This window comes from Arthrobacter sp. UYCo732 (assembly GCF_040547265.1).
Lineage (GTDB): Bacteria > Actinomycetota > Actinomycetes > Actinomycetales > Micrococcaceae > Arthrobacter.
The window spans coordinates 122,231-135,312 of the sequence record NZ_JBEPPJ010000007.1 but is presented as its reverse complement, the minus strand read 5'-3'; the positions used below and the strand labels follow the sequence as shown (position 1 = coordinate 135,312).

At 66.2% G+C, this 13,082-nt stretch carries 11 protein-coding genes; all 11 read right to left on the bottom strand.

What is annotated here, in order from left to right; genetic code table 11:
• Positions 1–14: 14 nt before the first annotated feature.
• Positions 15–752 (bottom strand): hypothetical protein, encoded by a 738-nt coding sequence (locus ABIB45_RS11950; protein ID WP_354216071.1) that lies wholly within the window; start codon positions 750–752, stop codon positions 15–17.
• A 333-nt stretch (positions 753–1,085) separates the two neighbouring features.
• Positions 1,086–2,111 (bottom strand): alpha/beta fold hydrolase, encoded by a 1,026-nt coding sequence (locus ABIB45_RS11945; protein WP_354216070.1) that lies wholly within the window; start codon positions 2,109–2,111, stop codon positions 1,086–1,088.
• A 13-nt stretch (positions 2,112–2,124) separates the two neighbouring features.
• Complete coding sequence (locus ABIB45_RS11940; protein WP_354216069.1) at positions 2,125–2,988, bottom strand: 3-hydroxybutyryl-CoA dehydrogenase; 864 nt, start codon at positions 2,986–2,988, stop codon at positions 2,125–2,127.
• Positions 2,985–3,779, bottom strand: coding sequence for an enoyl-CoA hydratase/isomerase family protein (locus ABIB45_RS11935; RefSeq protein WP_354216068.1), 795 nt, complete (start codon positions 3,777–3,779; stop codon positions 2,985–2,987). The genes ABIB45_RS11940 and ABIB45_RS11935 overlap by 4 nt, the downstream gene beginning before the upstream one ends.
• A complete protein-coding gene (locus ABIB45_RS11930; protein WP_354216067.1) occupies positions 3,776–4,936 on the bottom strand; it encodes an acyl-CoA dehydrogenase family protein in 1,161 nt (386 codons plus the stop codon). The genes ABIB45_RS11935 and ABIB45_RS11930 overlap by 4 nt, the downstream gene beginning before the upstream one ends.
• Before the next feature lie 66 nt (positions 4,937–5,002).
• Positions 5,003–7,084, bottom strand: a complete 2,082-nt coding sequence (locus ABIB45_RS11925) for an acetate--CoA ligase family protein (RefSeq protein WP_354216066.1) — start codon at positions 7,082–7,084, stop codon at positions 5,003–5,005.
• Positions 7,081–7,899 (bottom strand): SDR family NAD(P)-dependent oxidoreductase, encoded by an 819-nt coding sequence (locus ABIB45_RS11920; protein ID WP_354216065.1) that lies wholly within the window; start codon positions 7,897–7,899, stop codon positions 7,081–7,083. The genes ABIB45_RS11925 and ABIB45_RS11920 overlap by 4 nt, the downstream gene beginning before the upstream one ends.
• Positions 7,896–9,680, bottom strand: coding sequence for an ABC transporter ATP-binding protein (locus ABIB45_RS11915; protein ID WP_354216064.1), 1,785 nt, complete (start codon positions 9,678–9,680; stop codon positions 7,896–7,898). The genes ABIB45_RS11920 and ABIB45_RS11915 overlap by 4 nt, the downstream gene beginning before the upstream one ends.
• Positions 9,677–10,576, bottom strand: a complete 900-nt coding sequence (locus ABIB45_RS11910) for an ABC transporter permease (RefSeq protein WP_354216063.1) — start codon at positions 10,574–10,576, stop codon at positions 9,677–9,679. The genes ABIB45_RS11915 and ABIB45_RS11910 overlap by 4 nt, the downstream gene beginning before the upstream one ends.
• On the bottom strand, positions 10,573–11,547 hold the full coding sequence (locus ABIB45_RS11905; protein ID WP_354216062.1) for an ABC transporter permease: 975 nt from the start codon (positions 11,545–11,547) through the stop codon (positions 10,573–10,575). The genes ABIB45_RS11910 and ABIB45_RS11905 overlap by 4 nt, the downstream gene beginning before the upstream one ends.
• Positions 11,544–13,076, bottom strand: coding sequence for an ABC transporter substrate-binding protein (locus tag ABIB45_RS11900; RefSeq protein ID WP_354216061.1), 1,533 nt, complete (start codon positions 13,074–13,076; stop codon positions 11,544–11,546). Before ABIB45_RS11900 ends, ABIB45_RS11905 begins: the two co-directional genes overlap by 4 nt.
• Positions 13,077–13,082 lie beyond the last annotated feature (6 nt).

The following is a 13,082-nucleotide window of genomic DNA, read 5'->3' as shown; positions in this document are numbered from 1 at the left end:
AGCAGCGGCTTCTGCTAGGGAACGCCGGCCGCCGATTCCGCCGCTGCCAGGGTCTGCGAAAAAGTGTCCACAGCCAGCTTGTAGCCCGCCGGGTTACCTGCGGTTCTCTGCTGGTCTGCGGCGCCCATGGCCTTGATCATGGCAGCGGTCGGTGGGGAAAAGACATCGGACATGGCGGGGAAATCGAACTGCAACCGCGGATCCATTTCGTAGGTGAGCCATCGCCGCTTCAGCAGATCGTGCCGGTCGGCGGTCCTCCCGTATTCCTTGACATCCGCCACGGAAAGGTGCGCTAACAACCCGGCGTCCGCGCCTGAAGCCAGGGACACTGTGCTGACTGCCTCAGACTGGCGACCAAGGGCTTCCTCGGTCCCCAGAGCCAGAGGGGAAACACCCTTCTGGGTGAACTCGACATTGAACTGGTAGGCCCGTATCTCCGCCGGCGTCATGTGGTCCAGGTCGCTGGGAGATTTCCTGGCTACCTCTCTGGAGCCATATCGGCTCGCTACGCTGCTGCGGGGAATCGGGTAGAAATACTTTCCGCCGGCAAACCCGGCGGCGACTGCCACCCAGAACAACCAGTCAGGAGAATCCACAGACACTGCCCCAACAGCCGCACCCACCGTGCACACTGCATGGCCACGAGTAACTATGATCTTGGTGCGGCCGAGCCGGTACACGCGGCGGGGACGATCCAGTTGTTTCTCGTGGAATTCTTTGAGCCTGACAGCCCATTCACCGGCGTTGCTCACCAGTCACGCTCCTCAGTCAGATGACGACACCGGAAACGTGCTGCTGCTCGGCCAAGCCGGTCAACCCAAACACCGGTGTAGGACTTGACCGGTACGGCCCCCCTTCGCCAACGATACCCTTCGCCGGATGGCACGGATTCCTTGGGCTCGTCGCCGCCCTCCCGGGTGCCGCCGTCGCCGTTTCAACGGCGGACGACAATGCGAAGTGGCCGAGGACGAGGGCATGCGCAAGGTAGTAGCCCGCGCTTCCACCGGAAGACGACTCCTACCCCCTAACGTCGCAAACGTGAGTGACCGCACCGGCCCACCAGGTCCACCAGGTCCACCTGCACGCTACGACTGAAATTTCGGGCCCGGGAAGGCCTGGAGTGCTGCGTTCGCAGGCTTTTGCCAGGCGGCGAGGCCGAGAATGCCACCGGCTGCGAGGAAGTCTGTTTCCTCCTCAGGCACTATGAGGTGGGTCCGTCCGCCACAGCTGGCAACGATGCGCCGACCGAGGAACTTCACATCAGCCAGGATCTGGTCCCAGTGCCGGTACTGCACATCGTGGCCCTCGCCCGGGTAGACCCGTTCCACCGTTTCGCGCCCGGCCAGTGCAGCTGTCCAGCGCCTCATCTGTTCCAGCGGGACCAGTTCGTCTGCACTCCCCCAGTACAGGAACACCGGTGCCTGGACCGCGGACAGGTCCCTAAGCGGCTCGGAGGCGTACAGGCCAAAGGCCTGGCGCAGGCCGTCGGGGGGCACGTCGCGTCCCTTCGCAAAGAGCCCCCGCGTGGCTTCCTCGATCACCGAGTCAACGAAGCCGGGAATTGAGTGGACGGAGCTTTCGGCAGGGAACCGCCACCAGGCCACCGGATCCGCAGCCACACTTTCCGGCTCCATGGGCGCATCCGCGCCCTCGAGCATCTCGGCGAAGGCGCAAGCCAGATGCAGGGACCGGACCTGCCCCGGGCGCGCCGCGATAATCGCGGCGGCGTAGGGTCCGCCGCCGGAAATCGCAAGGACGGAGACTTGCCCAATGTTCAGGGTGTCCAGGAGGGACCAGACGTCCGCGGCGTACTCGTCCGGTCCGACGGCGGGATCGAACACGGTCTGCCCCAGGCCGTTGCGCTCCACGGACACCACACGGATCCCCATTTCCTGCCGGAAGGACCGGGCGAACTCCAAGAGCCTGAAGGCCCTGACGGTCGTTCCGGCGCCGCCGAGGAAAAGCAGCGGAACCGCCCCGGCGGCGCCGTCGTCGATATAGTTCACCGTGCGGCCGGACCCCACGACGGCGGAGCACACCACCGGGCCCAGCGGATCGAAGCCGGAATTCCGGACCTGGATCGCTTCGACGGCGTCCGTGAGGGCCTCCATGGATGTTGTCCTCTCACCTGTAGTCATAAAAACCGCGTCCGCTCTTGCGGCCCAGCATGCCTGCCTCCACCATGCGCAGGAGCAGCGGCGGCGGGGCGTAGTGCGGTTCCTTGAATTCCTCATACAGTGCGGCGGCCACATGCAGCGCCGTGTCCAGGCCCACCAGGTCCGTCAGTCGCAAGGGACCCATCGGATGTGCACAGCCGGCCACCATGCCGGTATCGATGTCGGCCGCGGTGGCGTGACCTGCCTCCACCATGCGGATGGCGGACAGCAGGTAGGGGATCAGGAGGGCATTGACCACGAATCCCGCACGGTCCTTGGCCACAATGACTTCCTTGCCGAGACCCGCCGCGAAAACGCTGGCCCGTGCCAAGGTCTCGCTGCTTGTTTGCAGGCCGGTGACCAGCTCCACGAGAGGTTGGACCGGTGCCGGATTGAAAAAGTGCACCCCCAGGACGTTTTCCGGCCGTCGCGTGGCTGCGGCGATGCGGCCGATGGGCATGGATGAGGTGTTGGAGGCCAGAATGGTCTCGGGGTCCTGCAGTACGGCGTCGATGCGCCGGAACGCGTCGAGTTTGAGGTCCATGATTTCCGGGACGGCCTCGATCACCAGGCGCCTGTCAGCGAAGGCCTCGATGTCGGTGCCAAAGCTGATCCGGGCAAGGGCTTCGTCCCTGTCCGCGGCATTCAGTCGGCCGGAAGCAACCGCCTTGTCCATCGACGCCGTGAGCCGTTTGCGGCCTGCGGCCACCGCGGCGTCGTTGGCTTCAACAACCACAACGCCGGCACCGGCCCGGGCACAGACTTCCGCGATGCCGGAACCCATGAGTCCGCACCCGAGCACGCCTACCCGCTCAAATTCGCCCACGCTCATTCGGGATCCCCCGCGGGGCGGTTGAGGGCGGCGTAAGCGAGCTGTTCGATGAGCATCGACGCCGAGGCCGAAGACTCCGCTGCGGCGTCGATTGCCGCTTTGGTCCAGGCCACCGCCATCGCCGGCTGCCCGGCCAGGAATTCCGCCCGCGCCAGGGCAACGGTCAGCGCCTCTCCCGCCGGTACCACTTCACGGACCAGGCCCAGGCGGTGGGCCTCGGCCGCCGGGAACCGCTCGCCGAACAGGATGATCTCCCGGGCAATGGCAGGGCCGGCGGCACGGACCAGCCGGGTCAGCCCGCCGGAGCTGGGCAGGATACCGAGCCCTACCTCCGGAAGGCCGAAGCTGGCGGTCTGGTCCGCGATCCGGATGTCACACGCCAGTGCAAGCTCGAAGCCGGCGCCCAGACAATACCCCGACACCGCAGCTACGGTGGGCTGCGGCAACCGCGACACAACCTCATACAGCGAACCGCTCCCCCGGTAGTAGGCCGCGATCCTCTGCGGCGTCATATCCGGCAGTTCGGAGGTGTCCGCACCGGCCGAGAAGGCCCGCTCCGATCCCGCGAAGACGATGGCCGAAGCACCCGTCACCTCCGGCGAGTGCAGGGCGTCCAGCAGCGCCTGCTCCAGGGCGGTGGACAGGGCATTGAGTTTGCCGGGACGGTTGAGCTGCACCACCGCCACCTTGCCCTGACGCCGGACCTTGACGAGGCATTCGGGATGAGGATCCTGGGCTGCCGGGCTGGTCACCGCGGAGTGCGGTTCTGCAGTTTGTGCCTGTGACGTCACTTGGCCACCGCGCCGGCGTAACCCAGCAGGCCCTCGGCGCCCCGCTTGTTGATTTCGTTGCCGATGATGACCGTCTGGATCTCCGAGGTGCCTTCCCAGATGCGGTCCACGCGGAGTTCGCGCCACAGGCGTTCCACCGGGTTTTCCCGCATGTAGCCGCGGCCCCCGAAGATCTGCAGGGCATTGTCGACGCAGCGGTTGGAGGCCTCGGAAGCGCCCAGCTTGATGACGGCGGCTTTGGCGTTGAGGAGCTTCCGGTCCATACCCTGGTCCGCTTCCCAGGCCACCTGGTACGTCAGGGCGCGATTGGTCATGATGTCCACGGTGTTTTTGGCGAGCATGTTCTGGATGAGCTGGAATTCCAGGATGGGCTTGCCGAACTGCACACGGGATTTGGCGAACTCGGCTGCGAGCAGGGTGGCCCGTTCGGCGGCGCCGATGGTGCGGGCGGCGATCATGAGGCGCTCCTCCACGAACCAGTCCCGCGTCAGTTCGTAGCCCTGGCCGATCTCGCCCAGGATTTTGTCCGCCCCCACGCGCACGTCCTCGAAAAGGAACTCGGGGTGCTCGTAGACGAAGGTGTGGGTGTAGCGCGGGGTGCGGGTGACGGAGACACCCGGGAGGTCCTTGTCCACCAGGAACATGGTGGGGGCACCCTCCACGCTGGCGAGCACAAGGATGAAGTCCGCTGCATCCCCGACGGTGACGAAGAGCTTCTCACCATTGATGATGTAGTGGTCGCCGTCCTTGACCGCGGTGGTCTGGATGTTCTGCGGGTCCGATCCGGCCTCCGGTTCGGTGATGGCGACGGCGTCGCGGCGCTCGCCGCGGATTTCGGGGATCAGGTATTCCTCGCGCTGGGCCGGGGTGCAGGCCTTCAGCGCGTTGGCCGGACGCCACAGCGTGTCCCACAGGGCGCCGGTCAGCTTTCCCACTTCCTCGGAGACGATCGCGTGTTCCAGCACGCTGAGTCCTGCGCCGCCCCACTCGGCCGGCATGTTGATGGCGGCGAGCCCGTGGTTGATGACCAGCTGCTTGACCTTGGCGTGCTGATCATCCGTGAGCCCGTTATTCATTTCACAGTCGAGCTCGTACTGGTACATCTCATTTGTCCAGGCAATAGCACGCTGCTTGATTTCGATCTGGCGGGAAGTCATGCGAAAGTCCACGGTTCCTCTTTCTTGAGTATGTTGGTGCTGCTTGGTCTTGTTTGGCGGAACGGTTCAGTCGAGTACGATCCGGGCATCCAGCGCGATGGCGCCGGCGGGCATTGCGGCCACCGGGTTGCATTCGATTTCGGCGATCTCCGGGTGGGCGGCGGCCACCGCTGAAAGCCGGGCGACGATGTCCGCCGCTGCGTCGATATCCACCGGCGTCCGGCCGCGGGCCCCGGTCAGGAGCGCCGCCCCGCGCAGGGACAACAGCATGTCCCTGGCCTGGGCGGCGGTCACCGGACCGAGTGCGCAGCGCACGTCACGGAGGATTTCGGCAAAGACCCCGCCCAGGCCCACCAGCACCAGCGGGCCGAAGCGCGGATCGCGCCGGACCCCCACCAGCAGTTCCACCGCTCCGGCGAGGTCCGCCATTTCCTCGATGGAGCACGACGGCGGCGCGAGCCTGGCGTCGACGTCCCGCCAGGCCGCGAGCAGCGCTGCCTCGTCGGCAATGTTGAGGATGACACCCCCGCGGTCGGATTTGTGTTCGTCCCCGAGGGCCTTGAGGACAAGCGGGTAGCGCAGTGTGGCCGCAGCCTCCAGGAGTTGGTCCTCGCTGGAAACCTCGGCCGCCCCGACGAACGGGATGCCGGCGCCGGCCAGCAGCTGGCGTGAGGCGTAGTAGCCCGTATCTTCAACAGGCTGTGCCGGCGATGGCAGGGCAGGAATTCCGGTGGCCGGTTCGGTGCGGCGGCGGGCGAGCCGGCCGAGCGCCCATGCGGCTTCCTCAATGCCGCGGTAGACGGGGATACCTCCATCGCGGAGGGCGGCGGCGGCCGCTGACTGCCAGTTCATCGTCTGGACGAGGACTGTGCCGCCGCTCGCGGCCGTTTCCGCGGCCATCCGTTGGGCGGCCTCCACTTCCCGTGCCGCGAGTTCGGGCCCGTAGCTTCCGTATCCGCCGAAATAGCCGCTCATGAGGGTGGCGTCGACGTCGTCGCTCGCCACCAGGTGGCCCAGGACCCGCTGGAAGCACATGATGTCCTGCTCACCGCCGCCGGCGACGTCCACCGGATTACTGACCGCCGCAGTCGGCGGCAGTTCCGCTGCAATAGCCGACTGCAGCGCGGCGCCGAACTCGACGACGTCGAGGCCCTGGTCGGCGGCATTGTCGCTGGCCACGGATGCCTGCCCGCCGCCGTCGGCAAATACGGCGGTGCGGGCGCCGGCCGGTACCCGGCTACGGACGAGGGCTTGCAGCAGATGCGCCATCTGGGCGGGCGAGGAGACCTGTTCGATCCCGGCGGCGCGGCAGGCAGCCTCCACGACGATCCCGGAGGACACCATGGCGCCGGTGTGCGACTTCGCGTTGCGGACCGAGGCGTCCGTGGCTCCGACGGTCAGCAGCACAACAGGCTTGCCGGCTTCAGCGGCGCGCTGGGCGGCTCTGGCGAAGCGTCGGCCGTCGCGGAAGTCCTCGCAGTACACGGCGATGGCTGCAGTGCCGTCATGCTTCACGAACGCGTCGATCAGATCCGCGGCATCGAGGTCCGCCTGGTTGCCCAGCGAGGCAAAGCGGGAGACGCCCAGCCCATGGTCCACCAGGAGCGTGGCCAGCTCCAGGGCGAGGTTTCCGCTCTGGGAGATGACGCCGATGTTGCCGACCGGGAACTCGTTGGAGGCGAGCATCAGCGAGCTGCTGTGATCCAGCACGCCCAGACAGTTGGGGCCCAGGAGCCGGGCGCCTGCGGCACGGATTTTGGCAGTGATGCGTTCCTGCAGCAGGAGTCCTTCTCCCCCGGCTTCGCCCAGGCCCGAACTGATCCCCACAATGGCCTTGGCGCCGCCGGCCAGGGCGTCGTCCACGGCATCCTCGAATCCGGCTGCCGGGACCGCGATGACCGCCAGCTCGACGGGGCTGCCAATCGAGGCGACACTGGGAACGGCGGGGCGGCCCAGCACTGTGGACCTGCTCCGGTTCACCAAATGGACCGGGATGCCGCCTTGGAGCGCCTGAACGGCGATCCAGTTCCCGTATTTGCGGGTATCGTCGCTGGCACCGACGATGGCCACCGCGTTGGGGGCGAACAGCGCGGCCAGGTCACAGGCCTCCGTGGCGGGCAGGACCGGCCGGTCCGTGATTGACGTCATGAGAGCTCCTTTGCGGGGACGGGACGGCCTGAGCCCCAGGCGTCGGCCCCGCCGTCGATGGTGATGGTGGTTCCGGTGATGTAGCGCGCGGCGTCGGTGGCCAGAAAGGTAATAACGTCTGCCACGTCCTCCGGCTGGCCGAGACGTCCGAGCGGGACCCCTTGTTCCCATTCGGAGCGCGCCTCGGCCGTGTACTGCTCCAGGCCTTCGCTCATGATGCTGCCCGGGGCGACGGCCACGGAGCGGATCCCGAAGCGGCTCCACTCCAGGGCCAGCCCGGAGGCGAGATTTTCGACGGCGGCACGCGCGGCCGTGGCATGGACCATGCCCGGGATGCCCCGCCGTGGCGAGAAAGCCATAAAAACCAGCAGGCCCGAACGGTTGGGAATCATGGTCCGCGTGGCCACCTCGCGGGTGAGGTTCCAGACAGAGTCCACCGAGAGCCGGTGCACGGCACGCCAGCCGTTGAGCGAGATGTCCTCCGCCGGGGACTGGAACTGGCCGCCTGCGTTGTTGACCAGGACGTCGATCCGGCCGAAGGCGGCGAGTGCGGCGTCCACAAGTTCGGTGGCCTGCTCCGGCTCGCGGATATCCCCTGCGACGGCGATGGCCTCCCCGCCGGCCCGGCGGACCAGTTCGGCGGTTTCCTTCAGGAGGACCTCGCGCCTGCCGGCGAGCACGAGTTTCGCGCCGCACCCGGCCATGGCGAGGGCTGTGGCACGGCCGATGCCGGTGCCGCCGCCGGTGACCAGGACAACCTTTCCCGCCAGCGCTTCAGCGTGGAAGCTGCGTGCGGGTACCTGTGCGCCGTTCATGGGGTGCTCAGACGGTCGGGAAGCTGGAAGTTGGGCGTCGCTGTGAGCAGTGATTGGGTGTAGTGATGTTGGGGGTCTGCGAACATGCCCTCCACCTCTCCGAATTCGACGATCCGGCCGCGCTCCAGGACGGCCACCTGCTGCGCGATATTGCGCACCAGGGCGATGTTGTGGGTAATGAAGACCAGGGTGAGCCCCATTTCCGCCTGCAGCCCGCGCAGCAGATCCACCAGGGTGGACTGCACCGAGACATCCAGTGCCGACGTGATCTCGTCGCAGATGAGGATCTCGGGTTCGGTGGCCAGCGAACGGGCGATCGCCACGCGCTGGCGTTCGCCGCCGCTGAGCTGGTCCGGATAGCGGGTGGCGTGGTCCGGCCGCAGCGATGCACGTTCCAGTGCCGTGGCCACGATCTCGCGGGCGTTGCTGACCTTGCCGCGTACGGCGGTGACGGGCTGCAGGATCAGTTCCTCCACCGTCCGCCGCGGGTTCAGTGACTCGTAGGGGTTCTGGAAGATGTACTGGACACGGCGCCGCTGATCCTTGGTGCGCTTAAAGCTGCTTGGTGCCAGGGCGCTTCCATCCAGGAAGACGGAGCCGGTGTAGTCATGATGGAGCCCTGCGATGCACCGGCTCAAGGTGGTCTTCCCGGACCCGGATTCGCCCAGCAGGGCCACACAATCCCCGGCGTACACCTCAAGGTTGATGCCTTCCAGGACAGTGTTGCTGCCGTAGCCGGCGGTCAGCCCGTCGATGTTGATCACCGGCTTCCGTCCCGGGGCCGGGGCGGAACGGATGGACGGGACCCGGACCTGGACCGGCGGAAGCGGCTCCTCGGCTTTGAAGCACCGCACCGTGTGCCGGGGACCAACCTCGGTGGCTGCGGGGGCGTCCGTTTCGCAGCCGGCGTCCGCGAGAGGGCAGCGTGGTGCGAAGGCGCAGCCCTGCGGCCGGGCCAACGGTGATGGGGCGTGGCCGGGAATGCCGATCATGGGACGCTTGGCGTGAAGATCCGGTACCGCCAGCAGCAGGCGCCCGGTGTAGGGGTGGCGTGAATTGGACAATACTTCGGCGGTGCTGCCGATTTCCACGATCCGGCCCGAATACATCACGGCTATCCGGTCAGCAAGTTCAGCAACAACGGCCATATCGTGGCTGATGTAGACGGCGGCGCAATCGTAGGTCCTGCACATGGAGCGCACGGTGGCCAGAACATGGGCCTGGGTGCTGACGTCCAGGCCCGTCGTGGGTTCGTCCATCACGATCAACGCCGGCCGCGCGGTGAACGCCATGGCGATGGCTACCCGCTGCTGCTGGCCGCCGGAAAGCTGGTGCGGGTAGCGCGCCAGGAAAGCGTCGTCGTCGGGTAATGCCACCTCCCGCAACACCTCCCGGACCCGATCAAGCACCTGGGCTGAGGGTCCCGCAAGGCATTCCTTCAGTTGGGTGCTGATGCGAAGGGCCGGGTTCAGCGCCGACGCGGGCGACTGCGGGATGTAGGCAACCGTGCGCCCGCGGAGTTGACGGACCTGCCGCCAGTGCAAACCGGCCAGCTGCTGGCCGGCAACGCTGACCCTGCCGCCGCCCAGCCGGGTGCCTTCCTTGCAGTAATTCAGCAGTGCCAGCCCCAGCGTGGTCTTCCCGGATCCCGATTCTCCGACGACGCCGAGTATTTCGCCGGGACGGACTTCAAGGGAGAGTTCCTCTACGATGGCAGCCATCGACGGAATGCCGATGATTTTCAGGTCCTCCACCTCCAGGGTGGGCGCGGCCGTGCTCATACCGTGACTCCTTTGTCGCTGCCGATGGATGCTTTAGCCAGACCATCGGTCACCAGGTTGGTGCCGACCGTCAGCAGGGCGATCGCGATAACGGGTAATGCCACCGACCAGGGGGATATTGTCAGGGCAATCCGGTTTTCGTTGATCATCAGCCCCCAGTCCGCCGCGGGCGGCTGCATGCCGAGTCCCAGAAAGCTCAGACCGGCAACCAGCCCGATCGAGTACGTCAGGCGCAGGCCAAACTCCACCGCCAGCGTGCTGCTGATGTTGGGAACTATTTCGCCGATCATGATGCGCCAGCGGGGAATGCCGACAGATTCGGCGGCCTTGACGAAGTCCCGCTCCACCACCGACAGAGCGGCGCCGCGGACCACGCGGGCAACCCGGGGAAGGTGGCCGAATCCCACCATCAGTACCAGCAGCCACAGCTCCGGACCGATGATGGACAGGAACAGGAGTGCCAGCACAATCTGGGGAAATGCAAGGGCCACATCGCCGGCGCGCATCAGCAATTCATCCAGCCAGCCCCGCCGGTAGGCGGCCAGCACTCCCACCAGCGCGCCCAGGCCCACCCCGAGGGCGGTGGCAACGATCGCAAGGATCATCAGGGTCTGCCCGCCGGCAAGGAAGCGGGAAAGCACGTCCCGTCCGAGGTTGTCGGTGCCGAACGGCCCGCCGATACCCGCCGGCGAGAAAGGTGCGGCCACGAATTCGGTGGCGGAATGCGGCGCCAGGTAAGGGCCAAGGAATGCCACAGCCAGAACGGCCAGGCTCAGCACCAGGCCCACCACGGTGCGCTTGGACTGAAGAGCCCGCCGGAAGAGCCCCTGCTTCCGGGTGGCACGGGCTGTATGGGCGGAGCCACCGGCCGGCCGGGTACTCATGCTGATGCTCATGATGCCGTCCTTACTTTCGGGTTGGCGGCCAGGGTGACCACATCGGCAAGAAGGTTCACCGCCACGTAGAAGATGGCGATGACGATGACCAGTGCCTGCACCACCGGCAGGTCCCTGTTGGTGACGGCGTCAATCAGCTGGAAGCCGACGCCCGGGAAGCGGAACAGGAACTCAACGATCACTACGCCGCCGATCAGCCAGGCGAGCTGCAGGGCAATCACCTGCGCTACCGGGCCAATGGCGTTCGGCAAGGCATGGCGCAGGATGACCGTGCGCTCCGGCAGACCCTTGAGCCGGGCCTGCTGGACGTACTGGCTGTCCAGGACCTCGAGCATGGTGGCCCGCATGATCCGGATGATGTACGGGGACACGGCCAGCACCAGGGTCAGCACGGGCAGCACCAGCTGGGCCGGGTTGCTCCATACCTGTTGGCCGGGAATGAGGACAAATACCGCCGGGAAGATATGGAAAACCCCGGTGGCCAGAAACAGGACCAGCAGCACACCCACCACGAATTCCGGCAGCGAGGCCAACACCAGGGTGATGATGCCGGTGACGTGATCCACGGCGGAGTCCTTCCGCAGGGCGGTCCAGGTGCCGATGCCGATGGCCAGCGGGATAGCGATTACGGCCGCGCACAGCATCAACACGCTCGAGTTCAGGAGCATGGGTCCAACAGCCGAGGCCACCGGGATCCCGCCGGCCAGGGAGGTTCCCAGATCAAAACTGAGGAGATTGCCCAGCCATCCGAAGTACTGTTCCGGGAGCGAGCCGCCAAGGTTAAGCTGCTCGCGGAGGGCAGCCAGCCGCTCCGGGGTTGCTTCGCGCCCCAGGATGGCTTGGGCCGCATCGCCCGGCAGCGCTTGTGTGGCGAGGAAGACCACCAGCGACACCACCCAGAGGGTAAAGAGCCCGAACAGGGTGCGCCTGAACAGCAGCCGGCGCATGCCCCCTCCCTGTGCAGCCGTCACTTATTGAGCCAGGCGTTGCGGAACCCGAATGATGTCAGCGGTATGCCGCTCTTGTCCGGTGTCAGTCCCTGGACCGTGGCACTGTAGGCGTCCACGCTGTTCGGAAAACCCCAGATGATGTTGCCGCCGCGCTCAAATTCGATCTGCTGCGCCTGCTTGATCAGTCCGCAACGGGTTTCGGTGTCCGTGGTGGCTCGTGCCTTGGTGACCAGCGATGACCATTCCTGATCGTCCCAATGCGTTTCGTTGTAAGGCGACGTGGCGAAGCCCGAGTTCGACGCCTGCGAGATGTAGTCGCGGGTGAACCAGAAATCCTGGGCGAACGTCCACTTCAGGTACTGGTTGCCGTAGAACTCCCCCGGATCCACCTTCTTGACGTTGACGGTGACGCCGGCCGCTTTCGCTTGCTGCGCGAAAACCTGTGCTGCCTCCACGAGTCCGGCGGCCACTGGCGATGTGACCAGGTCGACGCTGAGGTCGCTCTTACCGGCCTCCGCCAAAAGCTGCTTGGCTTTCTCGATGTCCTGGGCACGCTGGGGCGTGTCCGACGGATAGCATGAGTCCAGCGGTGAGTACATGTCGTTGCCAACGGTGCCGTGGCCACCAAGGACCTGATCCACCATCTGCTGGCGGTCCACGATCAGGCGGAAGGCCTGGCGGACTTTGGGTTCGTTGAACGGCTCCTGATCCACGCGCATGGTGAACGGCAGCCATGAACCGGTGGCCGATTCCAGGACTTTCATGGCCGGATTGGCTTTGATCACGTTGACCTGGCCGAGCGGCAGCTGGTCGATCGCGTCCACCTGGCCGCCCAGGAGTGCGTTGACGCGGGCGGTGTCGTCCGGGAAGTCGATGATGGTGACCTTGTCCACGTGCGGCTGGCCGGTCCGCCAGTAGTGCGGGTTCTTCACAAACACGCTTTGCTGGCCCGCCGTGAAAGTTTCCGTCATGAACGGCCCCGCACCGATCGGCTTCTTGGGATCGTAATCGGCCGGCACAATGCCCAGCGCGTACTGGGCCGCGGTGTCCGGAAATGTCGAGTTGGGAGCGTTGAAGGTGAAGACGATGGTCCGCGGGTCCGGGGCCGTCAGGGCATCGCGGTTGAGCGTAGCCAATGCTGAGGCTCCGCTCTTCGGGGACTCAGGGTCCGTAACGCGGCGAAAGGTAAAGATGACGTCTTCAGCCGTCAGGGGCCTGCCGTCGCTGAACTTCAGCCCATCCCGGAGACGGACGGTCCAGGTGGTGGCATCCGCAGACGGCGTGATGGAGTCGGCCAGCGCCATTTGAATTTTGTGCTCGTTGTCGTAGCTGGCAAGCGTGTCATAGAGCTGGATGACACGTGCCTGGTCCGGATGGGTCACCGGGGCGTGGGCGTCCAAGGTATCTTTGGCCGACCCACCCACGATGCCCACGCGCAGATTACCGCCGGGCTTGGGGTCCGACACGGCTTCTGCCCCTGCCTGGACCGCTGACGCTCCGGAAGAGCACGCGGACAGAGCAATGAGCGAACCCATTGCCAAAGCGGTCATGAGGTG